This window comes from SAR324 cluster bacterium, assembly GCA_015232315.1.
Classification (GTDB): domain Bacteria; phylum SAR324; class SAR324; order SAR324; family NAC60-12; genus JADFZZ01.
The window spans coordinates 37024-61373 of record JADFZZ010000031.1 but is presented as its reverse complement, the minus strand read 5'-3'; the positions used below and the strand labels follow the sequence as shown (position 1 = coordinate 61373).

General features: G+C 46.7%; 20 protein-coding genes. 13 read left to right on the top strand and 7 right to left on the bottom strand.

What is annotated here, in order from left to right; all coding sequences use genetic code 11:
* Positions 1-704: 704 nt before the first annotated feature.
* Positions 705-2579 (top strand): CZB domain-containing protein, encoded by a 1875-nt coding sequence (locus tag HQM11_17035; protein ID MBF0352741.1) that lies wholly within the window; start codon positions 705-707, stop codon positions 2577-2579.
* A 105-nt stretch (positions 2580-2684) separates the two neighbouring features.
* On the opposite strand, the gene hemC is transcribed toward HQM11_17035, so the two are convergent.
* Both hemC and HQM11_17025 read right to left on the bottom strand, forming a co-directional pair.
* On the bottom strand, positions 2685-3617 hold the full coding sequence (gene hemC, locus HQM11_17030; protein ID MBF0352740.1) for a hydroxymethylbilane synthase: 933 nt from the start codon (positions 3615-3617) through the stop codon (positions 2685-2687).
* Between the two features lie 12 nt (positions 3618-3629).
* Complete coding sequence (locus tag HQM11_17025; protein ID MBF0352739.1) at positions 3630-4949, bottom strand: glutamyl-tRNA reductase; 1320 nt, start codon at positions 4947-4949, stop codon at positions 3630-3632.
* Between the two features lie 123 nt (positions 4950-5072).
* Here HQM11_17025 and pgsA point away from each other — a divergent pair, with 123 nt between their 5' ends.
* The 7 genes from pgsA to lspA all read left to right on the top strand — a co-directional run bounded on the left by pgsA (position 5073) and on the right by lspA (position 11842).
* A complete protein-coding gene (gene pgsA, locus HQM11_17020; GenBank protein ID MBF0352738.1) occupies positions 5073-5645 on the top strand; it encodes a CDP-diacylglycerol--glycerol-3-phosphate 3-phosphatidyltransferase in 573 nt (190 codons plus the stop codon).
* Positions 5646-5648: 3 nt separating this feature from the next.
* Positions 5649-6929 (top strand): nickel pincer cofactor biosynthesis protein LarC, encoded by a 1281-nt coding sequence (gene larC / locus HQM11_17015; GenBank protein ID MBF0352737.1) that lies wholly within the window; start codon positions 5649-5651, stop codon positions 6927-6929.
* Positions 6930-6998: 69 nt separating this feature from the next.
* Positions 6999-7520 (top strand): ATP-dependent protease subunit HslV, encoded by a 522-nt coding sequence (gene hslV, locus HQM11_17010; GenBank protein ID MBF0352736.1) that lies wholly within the window; start codon positions 6999-7001, stop codon positions 7518-7520.
* Positions 7521-7530: 10 nt separating this feature from the next.
* The gene (gene hslU, locus HQM11_17005) at positions 7531-8874 is read left to right on the top strand and encodes an ATP-dependent protease ATPase subunit HslU (GenBank protein ID MBF0352735.1); all 1344 of its coding nucleotides are present in this window, start codon (positions 7531-7533) and stop codon (positions 8872-8874) included.
* Positions 8875-9441: 567 nt separating this feature from the next.
* Positions 9442-10014, top strand: coding sequence for a uracil-DNA glycosylase (locus HQM11_17000; GenBank protein MBF0352734.1), 573 nt, complete (start codon positions 9442-9444; stop codon positions 10012-10014).
* A gap of 44 nt (positions 10015-10058) precedes the next feature.
* Positions 10059-11342, top strand: a complete 1284-nt coding sequence (locus HQM11_16995; protein ID MBF0352733.1) for a histidine--tRNA ligase — start codon at positions 10059-10061, stop codon at positions 11340-11342.
* A complete protein-coding gene (lspA, locus tag HQM11_16990; protein MBF0352732.1) occupies positions 11339-11842 on the top strand; it encodes a signal peptidase II in 504 nt (167 codons plus the stop codon). Before HQM11_16995 ends, lspA begins: the two co-directional genes overlap by 4 nt.
* A 9-nt stretch (positions 11843-11851) precedes the next feature.
* On the opposite strand, the gene HQM11_16985 is transcribed toward lspA, so the two are convergent.
* The 5 genes from HQM11_16985 to fliF all read right to left on the bottom strand — a co-directional run bounded on the left by HQM11_16985 (position 11852) and on the right by fliF (position 17745).
* Positions 11852-12655, bottom strand: coding sequence for an ABC-2 family transporter protein (locus HQM11_16985; protein ID MBF0352731.1), 804 nt, complete (start codon positions 12653-12655; stop codon positions 11852-11854).
* 2 nt (positions 12656-12657) lie between these two features.
* Positions 12658-13476 carry an ABC-2 family transporter protein gene (locus tag HQM11_16980; GenBank protein ID MBF0352730.1) on the bottom strand — a complete coding sequence of 273 codons (819 nt, stop codon included), beginning with the start codon at positions 13474-13476 and terminating at the stop codon, positions 12658-12660.
* 189 nt (positions 13477-13665) lie between these two features.
* Positions 13666-15000, bottom strand: coding sequence for a FliI/YscN family ATPase (locus tag HQM11_16975; GenBank protein ID MBF0352729.1), 1335 nt, complete (start codon positions 14998-15000; stop codon positions 13666-13668).
* Positions 14978-16039, bottom strand: coding sequence for a hypothetical protein (locus HQM11_16970; protein ID MBF0352728.1), 1062 nt, complete (start codon positions 16037-16039; stop codon positions 14978-14980). The genes HQM11_16975 and HQM11_16970 overlap by 23 nt, the downstream gene beginning before the upstream one ends.
* An 89-nt stretch (positions 16040-16128) precedes the next feature.
* Positions 16129-17745: a flagellar M-ring protein FliF gene (fliF, locus tag HQM11_16965; protein ID MBF0352727.1), complete on the bottom strand. Its 1617-nt coding sequence runs from the start codon at positions 17743-17745 to the stop codon at positions 16129-16131.
* 605 nt (positions 17746-18350) lie between these two features.
* On the opposite strand from fliF, the gene HQM11_16960 reads away from it, so the two are divergent.
* The 5 genes from HQM11_16960 to HQM11_16940 all read left to right on the top strand — a co-directional run bounded on the left by HQM11_16960 (position 18351) and on the right by HQM11_16940 (position 24333).
* The gene (locus HQM11_16960; protein ID MBF0352726.1) at positions 18351-18671 is read left to right on the top strand and encodes a cupredoxin domain-containing protein; all 321 of its coding nucleotides are present in this window, start codon (positions 18351-18353) and stop codon (positions 18669-18671) included.
* Between the two features lie 85 nt (positions 18672-18756).
* Positions 18757-19578 (top strand): FTR1 family protein, encoded by an 822-nt coding sequence (locus tag HQM11_16955; GenBank protein MBF0352725.1) that lies wholly within the window; start codon positions 18757-18759, stop codon positions 19576-19578.
* Between the two features lie 393 nt (positions 19579-19971).
* A complete protein-coding gene (ispD, locus tag HQM11_16950) occupies positions 19972-20676 on the top strand; it encodes a 2-C-methyl-D-erythritol 4-phosphate cytidylyltransferase (GenBank protein MBF0352724.1) in 705 nt (234 codons plus the stop codon).
* 25 nt (positions 20677-20701) lie between these two features.
* Positions 20702-23497: a hypothetical protein gene (locus HQM11_16945; protein MBF0352723.1), complete on the top strand. Its 2796-nt coding sequence runs from the start codon at positions 20702-20704 to the stop codon at positions 23495-23497.
* On the top strand, positions 23494-24333 hold the full coding sequence (locus tag HQM11_16940; GenBank protein MBF0352722.1) for a segregation/condensation protein A: 840 nt from the start codon (positions 23494-23496) through the stop codon (positions 24331-24333). The genes HQM11_16945 and HQM11_16940 overlap by 4 nt, the downstream gene beginning before the upstream one ends.
* The last annotated feature ends 17 nt before the right edge of the window (positions 24334-24350 follow it).

The following is a 24350-nucleotide window of genomic DNA, read 5'->3' as shown; positions in this document are numbered from 1 at the left end:
TTTAAGGCGTCGTAAAATGATTTTATCGTTTTTTTGAGTTGAGTTTATTCATAGGATCCTGGGTAAAATTTGTACTCTCTATTTGTTACACGAAAATGACAGGCCTATTTTTTATGAGAAAGCCGTGGCCTTACCCCAAGCTCATGGGAATCATCAAGGCCTCAGTTATGGTCAGTTAACGGTTCTGTTTCTATGCTATGTCATTCATTTGCGTACGCATAAAACTGTTCACGTAACATGAGTTAGTAAACCACAATGAAAAAACGTGGATATTTTTTCCGAGAATCCTTTTGAAATTCTATTGCTATCATTTTTACATTTTTGATAAGAACTTAAACAGGAGATCCTTGTCCTTGCCATTCAGTGAAAGAATCTGACATATCTTTCTTTAGGAAGGGCAAAAGAATAAGTTGTAAAAGTTTGCTCGTGCCCTACGTCCCGTGGGGCACGTTATCCAACAGGCGAAGCTCAGCTTCGCACCCACTGGAGATGGGTCATGGAACGGTTACGAACGGGACGTTCGTAACCAGAAAGTTTCCTATGATATTTTTTGAACGTTCCTTAGCAAGAAGATGATTGGCATGACCTGCAAATAATCAAGGTTGTCACAGAGGTTTCAGGTTTCCAGAATGAGAATATAAACCGGCTTCGCCTGGACGTACTTCCACCCTGGAAAAAATTATAAACAAGACAAAGGAGATTGTATGAGTTGGAAAGATATAAAAATCGGCATCAAGATTTTTTCCGGAATCGGTGGGGTTTTGATCATGCTGACTGTGGTTGGTTTCTGGGCCTTTATCGGAATTGACCAAATTGTCTCGAATGGCACTGAATCCGCTGAAGGAAATCGACTTCGGGGAGAACTATTGCAAAGAGAGGTGGATCATTTGAATTGGTCGATTGCTCTGAGTAATTTCCTGAATGACGATAAAGTCACCCAGTTGACCGTACAAAAAGACCCGCGTGAGTGTGCCTTTGGCCGTTGGTTTTATGGTGAGGGGCGCAAAAAAGCAGAAGCGTTTGTACCGGCGTTGAGAGGGCTGTTCAACTCTATTGAAGAACCACACCGCAAACTGCATGAGTCGGCTGTAAAAATTGAAAAGGTTTATGAACAGGCCGATATTACGTTGCCAACCTTCTTTGCCAAGCAGGAAGCTGGACATCTAGCCTGGGCACAGCAGTTACTGGATTCAATCCTGACAGAAAAGAAACAGGTGAATGTTCAATTGGATTACACTGAATGCAACTTTGGCCATTTTCTTTATGGAGAACAGGCTGAGTCAATCAGCTCTTCTGATTCTGTTCTGGCTGGACTGATTGAGGAAGTGAAAGCGCCACACAGAGCTCTCCACGAAGCCGGTAAAAAAATTGATCAGTCTCTCAGGGAAGGCCAGGCAGGTCTTGCCAAAAAACACTATCATGATGAAGTAGAATCGAAACTGTTGATCGTCCGTCAGTATATTGGCAAAATGGAGAATCGGTCTCAGGAAAGGCTTCAGGGGATGACACAAGCACGGGAACTCTACGCTTCAGAAACCACAAAATATTTGGCACAGGTGAAAGATCTGCTACACCAGATGGTTCAGACCGTGACAGATAATACGGTGTCGGAAAAGCTGATGCTGGATGACGCAGCCAAAACCAGAATGAGTGTGGTTTCCATCAGTGTGACCGCACTCATCATCGGCATTATTTTTGCGATGTTTATCACTCGTTCAATCACCTATCCCATTAAAAGTGGCGTTGAATTTGCCCAGAAAATATCCAATGGAGATCTGACCGCTCAAGTTGATGTGAACCAAAAAGATGAAATGGGCATGCTGGCAGACGCCCTGAAAAATATGGTGCATAATCTTCTGGGGATTGTAAGTCAGGTGAAGACCGCGACGGACAATGTCACCTCAGGAAGTCAGGAGCTTACTTCGTCATCCCAGCAAATGTCACAGGGGGCAACGGAACAGGCCGCGTCAGTGGAAGAAACTTCCGCGTCGATGGAGCAGATGAGTTCCAATATTCAACAAAACTCTGAAAATGCCCAGCAAACTGAAAAAATTGCCACCAAAGCCGCCATGGATGCCAAAGAAACAGGAACCGCCGTTTCTCAGTCAGTGGATGCCATGAAAGAAATTGTGAGTAAAATTTCGATCATTGAAGAAATTGCACGCCAAACCAATTTGCTGGCACTCAATGCGGCAATTGAAGCCGCACGGGCCGGCGAACATGGAAAAGGGTTTGCTGTGGTCGCGTCTGAGGTTCGCAAACTTGCGGAACGCAGTCAGGCTGCCGCAGGCGAAATAACACAATTATCTTCCAACACCATGAATGTGGCAGAAAAGGCTGGAGCAATGCTCGCACGACTTGTGCCCGATATTCAGCGAACCGCAGAATTAGTCCAGGAAATCAAGGCCTCCAGCAATGAACAAAATTCCGGAGCGGAACAAATCAACAGGGCTCTCCAGCAACTGGATCAGGTGATCCAACAGAATGCTTCAGCCTCTGAAGAATTGGCATCTACCTCTGAAGAATTATCCGCTCAGGCCACCCAACTTCAGGATACAATGTCGTTCTTTAAAACATGATCGCGGATTTCTGAAATAAGGATGCTTGGAATTTTGCTGGCAGGCATGCGTAGAGACGCGCGAATCGCACGTCTCTACAAAACTGAAAATTGAGGTAGGTTCTTCTTAATGGGTGGATTTTAGTTGATCCAGAATCTGATGGCCGCCATGAGCCAGTAAATAATCGCCCATAGCCTTGCCAAGCTGTTGGCCGTCACTTTCCGGTGAGGACATGGTATGGCGAATCAGGGTGGCACCATCCGGTGATGCCAGCAGGCCTTCCAGTGTGACGGTGTGGTCATTCAACCGGGCAAAACCAGCCAGTGGGATCTGGCAATTTCCTTCAAGACGAACCAGTAACGCGCGTTCGGCCTCAAGACATGCTGCTGTTTCATGGTGATGCAGGTGCTGAAGAAAGGACAGCGTTTTTGCATCCTGTTTTCTCACCTCGATCCCGACAATTCCCTGCGCAACGGCTGGCAACATTTGCGATGGATCAATGATCCGGGTTACATGGGAATCCAGCCCGAGTCTTTTGAGTCCGGCATAAGCGAGGATGATTGCATCATAGTGACCTTCCTTCAGTTTCCTCAGTCGGGTGTCTACATTTCCACGTAACGGTTCAATAATGAGGTCATTTCGAAGGGCTTTCAACTGGGAGGACCTGCGGAGTGAACTGGTGCCGATCCGTGCGCCTGAAGGGAGTTCTTCGAGACTCTTATATTTTTCAGAGAGTAGCGCGTCACCCGGATGTTCACGTTTGGTAATGACAGCAATTTCCAGAGGTTCAGGCAACCAGGAGGGAACATCTTTCATGCTGTGCACAGCCAGATCGACTTTGTTTTCCATCAGAGCTGTTTCAATTTCCTTAACAAACAATCCTTTGCCCCCGATTTCAGACAGGGGTCTGTCCTGAATCATGTCACCGGTCGTTTTAATGATGACCAGATCCACAATAATTTCCGGAAATTTAGCGAGGATCTGATCGCGGATCCAGTTGGCCTGCCATAAAGCCAGTTGACTGCCTCGTGTTCCAATACGCAGAGTTGTAGTTGTCATGAGTTCCTGAAATTAACGTCGATTGAGGAGTTTTAACGCAGGTGTTTCCGCAAGATTTTCAATGGAGAGTTCCGCCGGTGAAAGATCAAACAGATCCGAAAGTGCTTCGAGATAAAGATGCACGTCATCTCTGTGACTTGCCTCTTTAAGGTTGGTGGAGGGCGCATGCAGCAGCCTGTTGATGATTTTATAGACCAGATATTTCACAGCATCCTGTTGCTGGGAATCCAGGCCTTTCAGTTTTGACAGTGTTTTGAAAAGTTCATCTTCACCAATGTCATGGAATTGTTTACGCAAGGCCTTGAGGGTAGGCACCGATGAAAGTGTTTTGAACCATGAATGAGTTTTGATGATTTCCTCTTCCACAATATGGTCCGCAAGTTCTGCTTCTTTCTGACGTTCTTTCAGGTTCCGGTCCACCACATTCTGCAAATCATCAATATCGTAACAGAATACGTCAGAGATATTATTGATTTGGGGATCAATGTCTCGCGGAACCGCGATATCAATAAAAAACATGGGATCGCCTTTGCGAAGCTTCATGCACTTTTTGACAGTACTTTCTGTGATGATGTGGTGACTGGCACCCGTGGAGGAAATCACAATATCGACATTGGGCAGATAGCCCGCCATCTGTTCAAACTGAATGGCTGACCCCTTATAGCGTTCGGCCATTTTGACAGCATTGGCAAAAGTTCGATTGGTTACCAGCAGTCGGGAAACACCGCATTTGATCAGATGTCTTGCTGAAAGTTCGGCCATTTCACCGGCACCGATGATCATCACACTGCGCTTCTCCAGATCATCAAAAATCTGTCGTGCCAGTTCCACTGCGGCAAAACTGATGGAAACCGCGAAATTGGAGATCTGGGTTTCTGTGCGGACGCGTTTTGCTGTAAAAAACGCTTTAGGAAACAGCGATTTGAATACACGTCCCGTCATATCCATTTCCTGAAATTCCTGATACGCGTCCTTGATTTGTCCCAGAATTTGAGGTTCGCCCAGAATCATGGAATCCAGGCTGGCGGATACACGGAATAAATGCCGGACGGCATCCATGTCATATTCCTGATAGGACAGATTCCCGATGTCAGGATTTTTCCAGAAGTCGGTTAAATATTTTAAAATTTGTTGGCTGACGTGCCTTGGCTGGACCGCACGGTAATAGAATTCTGTGCGGTTGCATGTGGAGAGGATCAGCAGTTCTTCAAGTTCAAACTGTTGTTTCAGATCATAGGCGAGTGAGAAGCGCTGCTGGGGCGTCAGTGCGATTTTTTCCCTCAGTTCTACCGGAGTTTGTCGATAACTCCAGCCCAGCACCGCAAATTTCATAATGTCCACTCCAGTTGCGTTAATTTTTTCAGGCTTCCAAATTTACTATGGACTATTCCATTAAAATCTTTTACAGCCTTCATTAATGAATATGATTGAATAACTCAAGATGGATATTGATTTATGCTCGGTTTACTCTCAAAGCTGGTAACTCCCAACCAACTCACTGTGGCAAGAATGTTTTTGATTCCTGTCATTTATCTGCTGATCTGGATTGATACTCCCGGAATTTTGTTTGCCGCGGCAGTGCTTTACACCATCGCCTGTTTTACTGATTATCTGGATGGTGTGCTGGCACGTTTTGAGGGAAAATCCACCCCTCTTGGAAAATTGCTGGATCCCATTGCGGACAAAGTTCTGGTTTCCTCCATTCTGGTTTTGCTGGTTGCCATGGATCGTGCTCCCGCCATCGCCACCGTGATTCTGATTTCCCGTGAATTTGCTATTTCCGGACTCCGCTCCATCGCGGTAGTGGATGGTCTGGTGATTGGCGCAAGCTGGGCCGGAAAGCTCAAAACATTGATTCAAATGATTTCCATTGGCTTTCTGATTGTGCATCATGATACCTGGCATATCCCGTTTCACATCATCGGTCTGGTATTGCTCTGGGCTTCGGCGGTCATTTCTCTCTGGAGCGGAGTGGAGTATTTTATGGCCTATTACCGCAATACCCCTCACGAAGAACCCCAGCAATAAGATATGCCTGAGCTGGAATCCCTGGGTAATATTCTCTATCTGGAACCTGTCGGCGGGATTGCCGGGGACATGCTGACAGGATGTTTCCTTGACTTGGGGCTTCCCATCGAAGTGCTTCGTGAAAATTTGGCAAAACTGCCAGTGGGGCTTCTGGAAATGTCAGCATCGTCTCAAACCCGCCATTCCCTCACAGGCATCCAGTTCAAGGTTTTCCCACCCGCTTATGCCGTTCCATTGTCGGCAACAAATCAGCAAACACCACTGATCCACCAACATTCGCATCAGACCTTTGCTTCGCTTCGTGTCATGCTGGAACAATCAGGATTGAGCCCTCAAATTAAAGCGACAGCGATCAACATATTTCATAAACTGGCCATTGCTGAGGGTAAAATTCATGGCGTTTCTCCTGAAACCGTACATTTTCATGAAGTGGGTGCCTGGGATTCCATTGCGGATATTGTGAGCATTGCTGTCGGGGTGGAATATTTCAATATTGAGAAAATTTATGTAGGAAGTATTCCGCTTGGATCCGGCACTGTCATGAGTCAGCATGGTGAACTCCCGGTTCCCGCACCGGCCACACTGGAACTTTTGCGCGGTTTCAGCGTGATTTGGGATCAATTGCCGTTTGAACGGACCACGCCCACGGGGGCGGCAGTATTATCGGCACTGGCTGAGCCCCGACCAGCAGCACTGGAATTTGTGGTTCTTCGCACGGGTATTGGTACTGGAACCAAAGATTTCAGCGAAGTTCCCAATATTTTGAGAGCCACGTTGGGAACTCCGGCGAGGTCTTCTGATCAGCCGACAGTGGAATGTGCGGAAGTGAATCTGGATGACTGTTCCGGGGAATGGCTGGGATGGGTCCAGGAACAGTTGCTAAGAAATGGGGCACTGGATGTCTGGTTTGTTCCTGTTTATATGAAAAAAAATCGTCCCGGAACAATGCTCCAGGTATTGTATCCACAGGAAATCCGGGATCAGATTCATCAAATAATCAGGAGTGAAACCACAACTATCGGGTTGCGCTATCAAAAATATTATCGTAAGGTATGGCCCCGGCAGATGATTCAGGTGGCAACTTCCTGGGGAATGGTCCAGGGAAAAGTCTCAGGCGATGGAATTTCCCGATCGTTCAAGCCGGAATATGAAGACTGCCGTCGAATTGCCGAAGAACATTCAATTCCACTAAAAACCGTTTTTCAGGAAGTGATGAATCGGTATTACCAATCTCTGACAATAACAGCGACTCCACCGATGAAAGATCAGGAGCCTGAAACGTAACCACTGGACACAGCTCTCCTCTGATGAAGTTATCCATTCAATCCCCTTCTTTTTAGAAATTGGAAATCTATGACAACCATTTTATGCGTTAGAAAAGACAATCAGGTCGTAATGGCTGGCGATGGTCAGGTCACACAAGGTCACACCATCATGAAAACCAATGCCCGTAAAATACGACTGGCTCACAATGACAAAGTCATCGCAGGCTTTGCGGGTTCAACCGCAGACGCGTTTACCCTGTTTGAAAAATTTGATGAAAAACTGGAACAGTACAATGGCAAATTATTGCGCTCTGCTGTGGAACTGGCCAAAGAATGGCGCACCGATAAAATTCTCAGAAATCTGGAAGCATTGCTGGCTGTGGCCAGTTCCGAAGCGATCCTGATCATTACCGGCAACGGAGATGTGATTGAGCCGGAAGATGGCATTATCGGCATCGGTTCTGGCGGGATGTACGCTCTTGCGGCGGCTCGGGCGCTCAAGGATAGCCCCTTGTCGGCCAGAGAAATCGTCCAGAAATCAATGATCATCGCTTCAGAAATCTGCCTGTATTCCAATCAGAATATCCATTATGAAGAACTATCTTTCTAGAGAACATCCCATGGAAACATCAGCCACCAACGCAGACCAGACACCACGTCAGATTGTGGACTCTCTTGACCGTTATATCATTGGCCAGAAAGACGCCAAAAAAGCGGTTGCGATCGCTTTAAGAAATCGTTGGCGACGACTCCAGCTTGCGGAGGATCTGCGCGAGGAAATTTTACCAAAAAATATTATCATGATCGGCTCCACCGGTGTGGGGAAAACAGAAATTGCCCGCAGGATCGCCAAACTGGCAAATGCGCCTTTTGTCAAGGTGGAAGCGTCCAAGTTCACCGAAGTTGGCTATGTCGGACGAGATGTGGAATCTATCATTCGTGATTTGACGGAAGTGTCTGTCAATCTGGTACGTCAGGAACATGTTAAAATCAAAACCCAACATGCCCAGACCATTGTTGAGGAACGTCTGCTCGATCTGTTGTTGCCGCCTACAGGCACCCAGGAGAGTGATGAACCGAATCCAACCCGGGAAAAATTCAGGGAAAAACTCCGCAACAATCTGCTTGATGACAAAATGATTGAAATGGATGTGACCGAGAAGGCCTCTGGAGCCGTGGTTGAATTCATGCCGATTTCGCTCAATGACAATCTGGATATGAATATTCGGGACATGATCTCAAACATGATGCCCAAACGATCCAAACGCAGAAAAATCACTATCAGCGATGCCCGCACCATCCTGGAGCAGGAAGAAGTCGGCAAGTTAATCGACATGGAAGAAGTTTCCCGGGAAGCAGTCCACCGGACCGAACAGACAGGAATTGTGTTTCTGGATGAGGTGGACAAGATCGCCATGCGCAAAGGCTCAAGCCATGGCCCCGATATTTCCAGAGAAGGGGTCCAGCGTGACCTTCTGCCGATTGTGGAAGGCTCGACAGTCAATACCAAATATGGTCCCGTGAGAACCGATCACATTCTGTTCATTGCGGCAGGAGCGTTTCATATCGCCAAACCCTCTGATCTTATTCCCGAATTGCAGGGACGTTTTCCGATCCGTGTCGAACTTCAGTCGCTCACCAAGGAAGATTTTATCCGCATCCTGACAGAGCCGAAAAATGCTCTGATTGTCCAGTATACCGAACTGCTGAAAACCGAGAATGTTGACTTGAAGTTCACTCATGACGCCATTGAGGAAATCGCCAAAATCGCGTGCAGGGTCAATGAGGAAGCTGAAAATATTGGTGCCAGGCGACTGCACACCATCATGGAAAAGCTGTTGGAAGATATCAGTTTTGACGCGCCTGAAATGGCAGGAAAAAGCTTTGAAATCACCCCGGCATATATCAATGGTCGCCTGGCAAGCATGCTGAAAAATCAGGACTTGAGCCGTTATATTCTTTGACCGTCAGGTTGTCGGGAAATTCAAAAAACGAAGAATTCTGGTAAAGACGTACCATCGTGCGTCTTTATTGCATACAGTTTCAGAATGACACACCAAACATGTTTCGCAACACAACTAACCGCTGAACCCAACCGGAAGATCAAAATATGGACCAGGGATCAGGCCTTGACACTTCAAAGGCTGGTTGTATCCTGACTCATCGAAATTCAGTCATTCCCATCTTTGTTATCTGAAAAAAATATGGACATCACCACCATCCTGCTCCATCTTGAAAACCAGTTAAAATGGTTGAACAAGCACAAATCAAATTATCTTAATCTGGAAGCGCTCCCTAAAGTTGAACTCAGCACGCTGATGAAAGGGGTCAAGAAAACTTCGACGCTCAATGAAGAAGCCGATATCGGTGAAGAGTATTCCCCCACCGACTTGTTTCAGTCAGATTCCGGCAACCCTGTTAAAAACCGCTTCCTGAAAGAAAATTACTCATCCGGGCCAGAACCATTTCCCGTAAATCAACGAACCCCACACCCTCCTGAAATTCCAGTTGTCCGTGAATATAATTCACTTATGCCTCAAGTGGAAGATATTCATGATCTGGTTGAACTGGAACGTCTCTATTGCAAATGTCAGCAATGTCCCCTGGGAGGAACCCGGATTAATTTTGTGTTCGGTTCAGGTCATGTGTCTCCCGTAATTCTTTTCCTGGGTGAAGCGCCCGGCGCTGATGAAGACACTCAGGGTCTGCCCTTTGTCGGAAAAGCGGGACAACTTCTGACCAAAATGATTCAGGTGATGGGAATTGATCGTCCTGACGTGTATATCGCCAATGTGGTCAAGTGTCGCCCGCCCGGAAACCGGGTCCCGGCATCCGATGAAATTGCCCAATGTTTTCCTATCATCCGGCGTCAGATTGAATTGTTGAATCCCAAAGTCATCGTCACGCTGGGAAATGTTCCAACCCATGCCCTGATCCCGGACGCACCAGGCATCACCCTGGCTCGGGGATCCGTTTTGCGGTATCAAAACTGGAATGTGATTCCGACGTTTCATCCGTCCTATCTGTTACGCACGCCATCAGCGATGGAACTGGTCTGGGATGATCTTAAAAAAGTCATAGAACTTGCGTTTGGAACCTCCTGATGCTCACCGCTGTTGAACCCCATCCATTTGAATAACGGACATGTATGATTGATCTGCAACCTGTTAAGGGAACAAGAGATTTTTTTCCTGACGACATGCGTTTACGCAACTGGCTGTTTAACTTGTGGCGAGAAACCGCCGCGATGTTTGGCTTTGAAGAGTATGATTCCTGTGTGCTGGAAAGCGAGGAATTGTATATTCGCAAGGCCGGAGATGAAATCAGCGATCAGTTGTATAATTTTGAAGACAAGGGCGGGCGAAAATTGAGTCTGAGACCAGAAATGACGCCAACCCTCGCCAGAATGATCATCAGCCAGCAGAAAGCTCTGTCATTTCCCATCAAATGGTTTTCTGTGGCTCAATGTTTTCGTTATGAACGCATGACCAAAGGTCGCCGACGTGAGCATTTTCAATGGAATATGGATATTGTCGGGCAGGATCACATTGTCGCGGAAGCCGAGTTGTTGTCCGCACTGATCAAGGCCTGTTCCAGCATGGGACTCACCACGGAACATATTCGGATATTCATCAATGATCGACGTATCCTGAACGCGATTTTGACCAATCTGTCTGTGGCTGACGATCAACATCCTGCCATCCTTGTGATTCTGGATAAGAAAGACAAACTCCGTCCGGAAGATTTTCGTCAATTGTTGAAAGAAGCATCTCTGTCTGAAGATCAGATTTCCAGATTGGAGGAATATCTGTCCACCTCAGATTTACATCAACTGGGTGAGAAACTGGGAGAGAATGAGGGAATCCTGAATCTTAAAAAACTTCTTTCCACCATGGAAATGTCCGGATTGGCCGCTTATTTCCAGTTCGATATCACCATTGTCAGAGGCTTGTCCTATTACACTGGAACCGTGTTTGAAATGAACACTCCTTCCAAAAACCAGCGGGCCATTTGCGGGGGCGGTCGTTATGATTCGTTGCTTTCCACGTATGGTGGGGATGTGATCTCGTCTGTGGGCTTCGGGTTTGGCGATGTGGTGATCCTGGACATGCTCAAGGAACTCAACCTGTTGCCTCAGCTTGGGAAAAAACTGGATTACATGATTGTTCCATTTTCATGGGATGAAGCATCGTTGGCACTGAAAATTGCCAATGCGCTCACTGCCAGAGGCAGCAAGGTAGAATGCAATTTCAGCATGAAAAAAATGAAAAAAGTTCTGCAACAGGCCAACGATCTCAATGTGTCCAAGGTTCTGTTTCTGTTTCCTGAAGAACTGCAAAAGCAACAGATTGTTGTCAAGGACATGAAAACTCATGATCAACAGGTACTTCCCCTGCTGGCTTTTTTACCTTCATATTCCAGGGGTGCATGACCATTCAGCGTTCAATTCTGATCATGGCATTGCTGCTGGTGCTGGACGAAGGTGTCAAAATTCTGGTGCGGCTCTACATCCCGATTGGTGATGTGACCGTGTTGCTGCCGAATATGCTGGAATTGACTCATGTGGAAAATCCGGGAGTCAGTTTTGGTTTTCTGGCGGGATTGCCTTCGATGATACGGATTCCCTTACTGTCAGGAATGTCCATCCTGGCCATCGGCGGAATGGTTTTTTACCTCTATCGCTACTGGATCCAGTTGGATCTGTTCACAAAAAGTGCGCTGATTCTGACGATTCCCGGAGCAATGGGTAATTTGGTGGACCGGGTGATTTATGGAACTGTCACGGATTTTCTTCATTTCCTGTGGTATGGAATTCCCCTGATTCCTACGTTTGTGAACAATCTGGCGGATTGCTTCATCAGTCTGGGCGTGGTTCTGCTGATCATTGGAACTTTCCGTGGCAATGATCAGGCTGAAACATCCAGTGTTTGAACGGTTAAGTCAACTCGAAGCGGACTCATAAGTCCGAAGTCCCAGTTGCCAGAAAAAATTCAGAAAGCCCCAGACCAACGCTGTCATGATTCCCATAAAAATCATAGGAATGAAATCATGAACATCCATCAAAAATTTTGCTGCCGGGTTTCCAATCATCAGAACGGGGATCACCCACGTGAGTAATCGGCGCGCGACTGAACCATAGATGAAGTCAGGCCATCTTGAAAGTTGCTGTAACTCTATCCGCAGAAAATTAATCCCTGTTCCTTCCAACATCCAGAACATACTGCACGCAATTGTCATTTCCAGAATTGAGAGCAATAAAAATCCCATGACGATTGAGGGCACCAGAACCACCCAACTGAGCCATGATAAACCGACCAGTTTTCCATAATAAATCACAATCCCCAAGGTGATAAAAATATTAAAAAAACTGCCAACACGGATATATCTGAAAAAACTCGGGAAGAGGGGATGGATCGGTTTCAGCAGAATAAAATCCAGTGTTCCGGTGCGTAGATGGATGGGGAAAATCCAGAAATTTTCACTGACAAAGGTCATGTGCAACTGATTGATCATCAGCATGATCGACAGAAAAAACAGCAGTTGTTCCCGCCGCCAGTTGCCAATGAGCGCAACGTGATCATAAATAATATCCGCAGACATCAGGGTTGCGCCATAGAACAACAAATCCATCAGCACCAGCATGACAAAATGCAACCGATAGCTCATGGCTTCTGACAGACTGGTGATAATAAACACCTGATAGACCGATAAATAATGTCGGATTCTGCTCCACATATTTGTCATTGTTACATCCCGGCCGCAGTATAAAGTCTGACGCCTCGTTTCCAGACCCAAAGTGTCAGGGCACTTGTGATCAGGATCCAGAAGCACAAAATGGTGATGCTCCAGCCCACATCGACCGCACGACCGGAAAAAGCATGAACCGGTTGATAAACAAGGTAGGGAAACGGTGTGTATTCCAGTGCCTGACGCATCCATTGAGGATACAGATCCAACGGAATGATCGCCCCTGAAAAGAACTGCGTGACGGTGTGAATAATCACCCTGAAGGTCCAGGTTTCCTCCAACCAGAACGCCAGCAGTCCAATCATGTATTGTACCATGAACCAGAACAGCGCAACGACCATTGACATCAACCAGCCATTCAGACAGGCCTGCCATGAAAATCCGGTGAAAATCTGATCCAGAAACGTAAAACTCAGGCCAATGACCAACGATGCGGTAAATATTTTGACGACCTGCATTGCCAGAAACTGGGCCATGTGAAATTCCCACAAACTGAACGGATAGATGAAATAACTGGTGATGCGTCCCATACGGATGTCCTGGGACAATTCATGGCCGCTGTTGCCCAATCCAATGACTGAAACGACCAGAGTCCACAAATGATATTCGAGCATGGAAGAAAGGGTGTAGCCTCCAATTTCCCGGGAAAAGTCGCCCTGGAAAATGCTGAACCACAAACTGTATTTGATGAAAAAAAAGACAATGGCCGGACCAATAATTTGCAGGAGAAAATTGATCCTGTAAACATAGACATTGGACCAGCAGACCAACATGGTTTGCCACCATTTCTGCGTTGTGGTTGTTATTCTATTGATCATGGGAGGTTAGGAAGCGGATTCATGTTTTATTATGGCAATATGCACAAATCGTAGGGGCGACCCGCCGGTCGCCCTTACAAGGATTCCTCCGGCATAAATCGTAGGGGCGACCCGCCGGTCGCCCTTACAAGGATTCCTCCGGCACAAATCGTAGGGGCGACCCGCCGGTCGCCCTTACAATGCCATGGATTACATCCTGTCTCGAAAAAGCTGTAATAATTTAGCTTCACATTCTGTCAATGTGGAATGATCTTCCACATTTTGCTGTAAAAAGGCTTCAATCTGTCGGTATTTGGCCAAGGCATAATCAATTTCAGGATTGCTGCCTTTGACATACGCTCCGATGTTGATCAAATCTTCCGATTCCCTGTAAGTAGCCAAAGTTCGCCGCAACAATTGTGACAACTGACGATATTGAGGTGACACAACATCCCCCATGACCCGACTGGCGGATTGCAGAATGTCAATGGACGGATAGTGTCCTTTCGCGCTGATACTGCGACTGAGAATGATGTGGCCATCCACAATCGCTCTGACCGCGTCTCCAATGGGATCATTCATGTCATCCCCTTCAACCAGTACGGTATAAAAACCAGTGATACTGCCTTGCTCACCCGCTGTTCCGGCTCTTTCAAGAAGCAGTGGAAGCATGGAATAAACGGAGGGCGGGTATCCTTTGGTGGTGGGCGGTTCCCCGGCGGCAAGTCCGATTTCACGCTGTGCCATTGCGAAGCGTGTCAGAGAATCCATGGTCAACAGCACATCGAGGCCCATATTACGGAAATATTCCGCAATGGTTGTGGCAACATAGGCCCCGCGCATCCTCAGCAATGGCGGTTGATCGGAAGTCGCCACAATCACTACAGATCGTTTGAGACCGTCAGCGCCAAGGTTGTTTTCAATAAAATCCTTCACTTCCCGTCCTCGTTCACCGATGAGTGCGATGACGTTGACATCCGCATCCGTATAGCGGGCCATCATTCCCAGAAGAACAGATTTTCCAACGCCTGAACCCGCGAGAATTCCGACACGTTGTCCTCTGCCACAGGTAAGACTGGCATTGATCGCACGGATTCCAACATCCAGCGGACGTGTAATCCTCGGACGGTCCAGTGGGTTGATCACTTCAGGATACAAAGGGGCATCAGTATTTGTAGAAATATCGCCCAGTCCATCCAGAGGTTCAAGCATGGGATTGACCACGCGTCCGAGTAAGCCTTCGCCAACCTGAATCGTTGGTGGACGGTGCACAGGAATCACCCGGCATTTCGGGCCGACATTATGAATATTTTTCAGCGGCATGACCAGGATACGGTCTTTACGAAAACCAACGATTTCGCCCAGGGTTTGCGACATATCGGCAGGATTGAAAATGTGGCACAGATTGCCCATCGAGCAACCCGGATTATAGGCTTCGATGATCTGACCAATCATCTGAATCACCCGGCCTTCCAACTGAATTTTGGGAAACCGGTGCATTTCTTCAATATAATCGCCAAGATTAGAGTAGATCTGTGTCTGCATCAGGATGTTCTTCAGAAAGTGAGAAGTCATAAGCGTCCATATCCACCTCATTCAGACGGGAATGGCGTTCTGCGAGTTTTCGGCTCAAGGCGTCTTCGACAGCGGCAAACTGTTTTTCAAAAGCATAGTTGATAATGTTCTCATCGGTTTCAATCAACAGTGTTCCCGGAGCCACATCCACACTCGGTTTGATCATCAGCGTCTGCTCTTCATTCAAATAGTTCTGAAGTTGTGCCTGAGCCTTTTCCATGAAATCATAGTCTTCCGGATTCAGGAATACCCTGATTTTCCCCAGGGCCTCAATTTCCTTCAAGGCGGCTCTTAAAATATTATAAAGCACATCAGGATTCACCGTCAGTTCTTCCATGACCACATTTTTCGCGGTAAGAACAGCAAGCTGTACCAACTCCTGTTCACTTTGGAACCGGATCACCTGTCTCAGGTTTTTGAGCTGGTCAAACAAAGCTTCAAGTTGTTGAATCTGTGGTTCCGCCTCCACATAACGTTGATTGAGACCTTCGATCTGCCCTTGCCTGAAACCATCTTCATAGGCTTTTTTGCGGATCTTTTCCACCTCCATTTCAGTTTCTTTGAGAAGTCGGGTTCGATCATGATCGGCCGCGCGCTTGATGGCATCAGCATCGAGTTTGACTTGTTCTGCCTGAGCGTATTTTTCCTCAGCGGCAATTTTCATCCGTTCCGCATAAATTTCAGCGCCTTCCCTGATGGATTTGGCATATTGTTCAGCGTTACTGAGCAAGCTGGCTTCAGGGATAAACTCTCCAACCCTGAAATTTTCCGCCAAAATAATTTTTTCATCATCGGTAGCAGAATTGAGTACCGGGGATTCATGTGTGGGGCTTAAATTGGTAAATTCAAGTGGCTGAAAATCAGCAACTCTCATTTCTTCCGCGTCCGCGGAGCGGATGTGTTCCACTTTTTTGACGGGTGGCGCACCCTCTTCTTCCGAGGGTTCCTCTACAATCCTGAATTCGGGAAATTCAAATTTCTGTACCTGTGAAGAATCAAATTTGAACATATTTCAACATTGAATGAACCCCGCAGTTTCCGGGATGATTTACCGGAAACAGGAACGGGAATGTGATGTGGGAAGAGGCTGGTCGGGAATTATTTTTTATCCCGCAGCCAGGAACGGATAAGTGATGCTGTTTTGAGCGGATCCTGACGAGCGATGTCGATGATTTTGTCTCTTGGTGGAATACCCGCTTCGCGTTCTGTTGGAATCTCCAGTTCTTCGCCCTCGAGTTCGCCAATGGTTGCAGGAAGTCCCATCAACAGATCGAGATCCGCGGGTTTGGCGCTCAGACGTTGAACCATCGGGCGGATCACAAGCATGATCAGTGCGAGAATCGCAACGCCCAAAGCCGAATAGCGGACAATATCCAGAATGAAAATTCGTTGTCTTCTGGTTTCTTCCACTTGTGCCTGCTGATCTTCTTCCACAGGTTTTCCAAACGACATGTTGGCCACAAACACATTGTCTTTGCGTTCGTCATTGCTGGTGAAGCCGATGGCCGCTTTGACCAGATTGCTGATTTCCTCTTTTTCCGCCACTGTCCAGGGAATGTTTTCACGGCCTACAATCTTGCCATCTCCATCCATCACCGCAGGATGTTTATGATCCAGCAGAACCGCAATGCTCAAGCCCATGATTTTTCCTGTTGCGGATTCCCTGAAAACTTCCTGGCGGCTGATATCAAAATTTCTGGTGGAATTCTGTTTGCCAAAATCGGTGACAGTCGCGGCTTCACGACCTGTTGCTTCTGGAAGATTGGTACTCACTCCGGCGGGTCCAACAGGAATGGATCGCGAACCTGTTGAGTTTTCATTGGAGACCTGCTCACTGATGATTGCGGTTTGTTCAGGATCAATGCGTTGTTCTTTGACGGTTTCCCTGTCAAATTTGAGTTTTGCCGCAACCTTGACCTTGACCCGGTCAACCCCCACAATGGGTTCCAGTTGATCGAGAATTTCCTTTTCCAGATTTGCTTCAAGCCGACGTTTATAGGTGTAGTGTTCACTGAGTTTTCCTCCCAGCGATTCATCTTCCAGTCCACGGCTCAGCAGGTTTCCTGATTGATCTGTGATTCTGACAAATTTGGGTTCCATTCCTTCCACAGAGGCGGCGACCAGATGAGAAACCGTTTCAACCTGCTGACGAGACAAGCTTCCAGCGACATCCAGTGAAACAGCGGCTGTAGGTTGTTCCTGCGAATCACTGAACAGCGTTTTCTGTGGCAGTGCCAGAGAGACTTTGGCCGATTTGATATTGGTGATCCTGCCGATCAATCTTGCCAGTTCACCTTCCTGAGCGATTCGGTATTTTACCTGCTGTTGAAATTCTGTTTCGCCGAGACTGGGGGTTCCAAACATATCCATGAATCCTACTCCGCTTCCGGGCAGAACTTTTTCACTGGCCATTGTCAATCGTGCCTGATCAACCATGTGCGGCGGAACCATGACGGTTCGCCCACCGGGCGCGAGCATGAAAGGAATTTGATTTTCTTGAAGTTTTTCCACAATTTTTGCGGCATCTCCCGGATCCATGTTGGAATAGAGTGGTGCCCATGTGTCTCGATTCGAGACAATGACGATGGTGACCATTCCCGCCAGAATGATGCCCAACGAGACAAGAATGGTGATTCTTTTTGCCAGCGTGAGCGAACCAAAGAAATTCTGGAACTGGAAACTTATGTCTTTTAAGGGGTTGGCTTGTTCCGCCATAGGAAATTCCGTCTCAATCTAAGATTATACAAGGTCCTTGATATCTGGATAGGGTAGTATTTGTCTCAAACATACTACGAATATTATTAAGGAAACAGCCAAGCAAGATCAATTCCAAATATCCCGGGAGTTATGGAACCCTATCATTTTTTCAGTCACACCAGATTACCTCAGTAGTTACAAGTACTCAACTCCCAACTCGCCTGTTCTTCAAAACTCAATATTTAGCGGCTGTCGCATAATTTTGAAGTCGTGTCATCCTGAACAACGTGAGAGATCTTAAATATTGTGAAATCAGTAATATAACAAGTTTAAGGTCACTCACTTGCGTTCACTATGACACAAAAATACAGTTTCGCTACAGCAACTATTTATCTCCTGTGTTGCCAATCAATACTCTCCTCAATACAACAAGATTAGCCCATAAAAAACGATAGAAATAATTTGGTTTGCCGATCAGGACTTGACTTAGACCCGGAGTGTAAATAAACATTTCGCCTATACTTATTATTTTAATAGGTGAACATGAATGTGTCATGTACGCAACAGGCAACAACTGAATCAGAAGGAGAATTATGAAAAAAATCATATGGCGATTATGCGCAATGGCAGGATTAACCATTTCAACAATTTTTCTGAGTGTTAACACTGGCTTTGCGGAGGTACCGGAGTTTCGCCTGATCATCAAGGATCACCTCTTTGAACCAACTCAACTGGAAATTCCCGCTGGAGAAAAAATCAAATTGATCGTGGAAAATCAGGACGTGACTCCTGAAGAATTCGAAAGCCATTCGCTGAACAGAGAAAAAATTATTCCAGCGAAAGGAAAAATCATATTATTCCTTGGTCCTCTGGAGAAGGGAACCTATCCTTTTGTGGGTGAGTTTCATGAGGAATCCGCAAAAGGTAATATTATCGCCAAATGACTCGTACACTGCCCCAAACCACAACTATATTTAATAAATTCACAGAGAATTTTGAGTTCAACAACTTCCAAAAAAATGAGGAATCATGTTAAGTTCAGCGGTCATTGTATTTCGGGAAGTATTTGAGGCGGCGTTGATCATTGGTATTGTCATGGCCGCCACCAAAGAAGTCAAACAGAGGGGTTTATGGATTATGGGTGGAGTTGCCTCAGGCCTCGCGGGAGCATGTATAGTGGCGTATTTTGCCCAATCGATCGCAATGTCCCTTGAAGGTGTGGGACAAGAGTTGTTTAACGCCTGTGTGCTTGGTATTGCCGTCGTAATGCTAGGATGGCATAACATCTGGATGAGTCGGCATGGGCGTGAAATGGCGCAACAAATGAGCACGGTTGGTCGAGAAGTTGCGGAAGGCACAAAGTCCTTGCTTATGTTGCAGGCCGTAGTCGCAATTGCTGTTTTACGAGAAGGCGCTGAAGTGGTCATGTTTCTGTATGGAATTGCCGCTGGCGGTAGTGATGTTTCCCTGATGATGGCCGGTGGCGGTATTGGCCTGGCCGGTGGTGTGGTCATTGGTGTCTTGCTGTATTTTGGACTGCTCAAGGTTCCTTCACGTCACTTCTTTACCGTGACGGGTTGGTTGCTTCTGTTACTGGCGGCGGGCATGGCATCTCAAGCCACCGTCTATCTGGTTCAGGCCGGAATGATCTCCCCCATCGCACCTGTGGTGTGGGATACCTCGTCTCTTTTGTCAGAAAATTCCATGATTGGCGAATTGTTTCATACCTTGATTGGCTATGATGATCGACCCTCAGGAATCCAGTTGATTGTGTATGTTCTCACCCTATTAATCATTGGCGGATTAATGAAACGATTTGGACAAATTCCAGCACCCCAGAAAATTTCCTGAGCTATAGCTTCAGAATGAAGGGAAAAAATTCCGTAATACCCCGTCCGCTTGCGGCGGGGATAGGAATTTTCAGGTCTCCGTCAATATATTTTCAAGAAATTTTCTCTGAAATTACAGGGCACCCTCGAAAAATGTTTTTTTAGCCCTAAATAGTTCAAGACAGCCTCCTATCAAAGCCCTCAAATAAAATAAATGTCGCTGTAATTTATTCGTGACAGATCCTCCTCAATCTCGCATAAACACCAAATCCTGTCTGAAACCTTGCAAACTTTCTCTTGAAACAAGGGAATGAATATATTAAAGCTCATAAATACCCTTGAAAATCCCTCGCAACGGATTCTTGCGTTTTGCATTTGTTTTTGAAAAACAGAACCCATATTGGTAATTAAAATTATGAAAACCCCGGATACGATCGTCATTATTCCTGCGGCTGGACAGGGAAAACGTATGGGTGCCGGAAAAAACAAACTGTTTCTGTCTCTAGGCAATGAAACCATACTGGAATGCACGCTCAGAAAATTTTTAATTCATCCTCGAATCAAGTCGATTTATTTAGCGATTGCCAAAGAAGATGAAGCTGAAATTCGGACAATGACTCAGCCAATGGGGGATCAGATTCGGATGGTTTATGGTGGTGAGGAACGTCAGGATTCTGTCTGGAATGCCCTGCAAATGATCCGTAAAGAATCTCTGCCAGCATGGATTCTGGTGCATGATGGTGCCCGTCCCCTGTTTAGCCATGAACTCATTGACCGGATTCTTGAGGCCTGCGAAACCAGTGCGGCGGCAGTGCCTGTGATATCGCTCAAGGATACAATCCGGCGGCGAATAGAAAATAAATCTGAAATAGTGGATCGCTCCATCCTTTTCGCAACTCAGACGCCTCAGGGATTCAGAACGGAACTATTGTTGCAAGCCAATGACCAGGCCAGAAAAGATGGCCGGAAAGTCACGGATGATGCTTCTCTTGTGGAACATCTGGGGCATGAAGTTGCCATGATTCCCGGAGAAGAAACAAATATTAAAATCACAACGCCCCTTGACTGGAAGTGGGCAACCTGGTTGGCTGGATCCACTAAGAATGACGCAAGGTTTTGATTAACACTCGATGGAAAATTATTTTATGAAATCATTCCTGAAACACAGTTTTTTATTACTGCTCGTGAGCATTGTCCTTGGCGGTATTTCTATGGTTCAAGCTCAGGAAACACCGGCAGCAACACCTGTAGCAGAAGCACCCAAGCCGGTTCCTCCTCCCCCCAAAAAAACAGCCCCTCCAAAAACAAAAGACAAGGAAAAGGTTCTGATCAACCTGCCACCGACAGTCGATCTGGAACAGTTTATAAAAATAATCGCCACCGAGACAGAAACAGTTTTTGTTTACAAGCAGAATGATTTGAAGGGCAAAATGTCCATCACATCGCCACCGAATATCAAAGTGACCGCTGCGGACGCTTTTTTTATTTTTGAACAACTCCTTGCTGCCCAGGGATTGACCATGGTGCGTCGCGAAAACAGCAATGTAGTTGAAATTCTGGAAGAAAAAAATGCCAAATATTCCAAACTACCGCTCATCACGGGCAATGTCCGCATTGATGATCCACAGAATACCTTTATGATGCGGCTGGTACAGATTCAGTTTGCGGATCTTCAGCAATTGAAAGCGGCACTTGCGCCGATTTTTTCGAAATCCGGAATCATCATCACCTATGAACCCCTGGACATGCTGTTGATCATTGACACCCAGATCAATGTGGAACGTGTTACGGACATCATCAAATATCTGGATGTTCGTGAACCGGAAGTGAGCAAACAACTTGTCACAATTTACAACATGAAGAACCGGCAGGTCAAAGATGTGTTCAACACGGTTTCCAGTCTGTTTTCCAATATGGTCAACAATGGAAGACGTGAAAAGATCAAACTCATGATGGAAGAACAACTCAACGCCATCATCATTCTGGCCAACAAAAATGTGACTGAGGAGATCATCCAGTTTATTGAGGAAGTGGATGTCAGAGCGCAGGGAATTGGCGCGACCCTGACCGTCAAGGAACTCAAATTTGCTTCTGCCAGCCAGGTTGGATCCATCGTGACCCAGATTTATAGCAATCAGTCTCAACTGGCCAAACCTGTACCGGCTGGTGATGCCAATGCGGGCAACCCACCGATTGCCATTCCCACCAAGGTGATCCCGTTTGATAATCTGAACGCGCTGATCATTATCGCGGATCCTCTGACTACCAAGGAAATTGACAATCTGATTGATAAACTGGATGTGTCTCGCGGAGATGTTCAGGTCAAGTTGCATCCCTTGAAATACGCTTCAGCCAACACGATGGCCTCCTTGCTGTCTCGTGTGTTTTCAGACAGGGTGGTTGCTGGAAAAGGAAAAGGCGAGGCCTCACCCGACAGTCGTGTCACGATTATCGCGGAACCCCGGTTGAATGCCTTACTGCTGGTCGCTGACAGTTTCTCGGTTCAACGGATTCTGGCCTTGCTGGAGGAGCTGGATATTTCTGAAAGTTCCGGAAGTTTTCAGACAACATTTCATCGTCTGGAATATGCGTCTGCACAGGATGCCGCCGCGATGCTGAAAAACGTATTTCAGGAAGAATCCACCATGAATAAACCTGCCAGCCCCGACCAGGGCGGCAGTAATGCAAACGCGGTCAGCAACATTAAAATCATTCCGGAAAAACGGCTCAATGCCCTGCTGATCATTGCCGACCCTCAAAGTACAAAACGAGCGACTGACCTGCTGGAAAAACTGGATGTGCCCGTGGGCGAAGGTAGCGGCAATTTCAAGGTTTATACGCTCAAATACGCCATTGCGGAAGACGTCTCCAAACTGTTGAAAGAACTCACTGGAGGAATTACAGATGTCGCCGGTGGAAATAAAGACGCGGCACCGGCATCCGGCTCACAGAAAAAAAGTGAGGTGTCCATCAGTTTTGACAAAGCAACCAATTCCTTGCTGGTTTTTGGTCCTGCCGAGATCTTTTCAACCATGGACCGTGTTGTGGAAAAACTGGACTCTCGCAGATTGCAGGTCTATGTGGAAGCCATGATTGTGGAGGTTTCACTCAGCAAAAGCCTGGAACTGGGCGTAGACTGGAATGCGGCGGCACCCCGGACGGGTGGTGCTTCTGTCGGTGGCTTTCCTGATGGCAAACCGCTGACAGCAACAGAAGCCATTTCCAACACTGGAAATTTTACCCTGGGAACGGTTGGCGGCAGTATCAAAATGGGGGGAGAGCAGTTTTTTACCTTCAGCGCATTCATCAATGCCACACAACGTGATTCGGAAATCAATGTTCTGGCAAACCCTCAACTCCTCATGCTGAATAATGAAGAAGCGACCATCAATGTGGCCACGGTGGTTCCAGTGGGAACCAACTCGGTGGTGGACGCAAGCGGCAACCGTACAACACAGATTGAATACCGTGATGTTGGAGTTATGTTAACGATCCAGCCACAAATCAGTGGCGATGACAGCATCCTCTTGCAAATTAAGGAAACATCCAGCAATATTGTCGCCCGTCCGGTTGAAGTCGATCAGGCTGGTGTTGTCACACTCAAACGTGAGTTGGAAACCTCAGTGTTGACCGGTAACCGTGAGATTGTGGCTCTTGGTGGCTTGATCAATGAAAAAGTGAGCAAGACAGGCACCAAAATTCCGGGCTTTGGCGATTTGCCGTTGATTGGCTGGTTGTTCCGGAACAGTGAGGATGAAGTGGAAAAAACCAATTTGCTCCTGTTCATTCGACCTTACATTATTCATAATCAGGAAGACCTGCTGGAAGTCACCACCACTGTTGAAAAACGTTATCACAAAGCCAACGAAACCAAACAACTGCACAAGGAAGTGATTGAAGAAATCATTCCGCCCCAGCGTGTGAGAAAAGAAAGCCGATGAATCCCGTAGCGATTCCTGAAGAATTTGCCATTTTTCCTAACCCGGATAACCCCCTTGAAATCAAGTTGCAAGTGTTTGAAGGTCCGCTGGATTTACTTCTGCACCTGATTCGTAAAAAAGAACTGGATATCTACGAAGTCCGTCTGTCCGATTTGACGGCATCTTATTTGTCTTATCTGAACATCATGCAATCCATCAATCTGGATATCGCGGGTGAGTTTCTCGATATTGCCGCCACGCTCATTCTCATCAAATCCCGCAGACTCCTGCCCAAACCTAAAACCGAAGAAGTTGTGCCGGATGAGGACGACCCTGAAGAATTACTGAGACTCCGACTGATTGAATATCAGAAATACAAGGACGCGGCCTATAAATTGTCTGTCCGGGATATCCTGGGACGGGATGTGTTTGGCCGGCCTGAGCAGGAGGAAATTCTGCTGGCTGATATTGAGGAAAAAGATCCCGTGTTTGAAGAAGTTTCCATTTACGCCCTCATGGAAGCCTTTCAGCGGGTGATGGAACGCCGCCCCAAAATCACAACACATATCGTGGAAATGGAAAAATACCGGATTGAAGACCGGATCAATGAACTGATTGATAAATTCTGGCTTTCTCCTCAAATTCTGTTTGAAGACATGTTTACCGGAGATCTCTCAAAATCGTTCATCATTCTTACCTTCATGGCGATGCTCGAGATGGCCAAAATGAAAATCATCCGTGTCGTTCAACTTGAAAGCATGGGGCCGATCCACTGCACCATCCATGATGATTTTGAACTCAGTGTTGAAAAATGGAATATCCAGCAACAAAGTGATCTGGAACTGGAAGTTGCCTGATTTTTCTGTTGATGTCT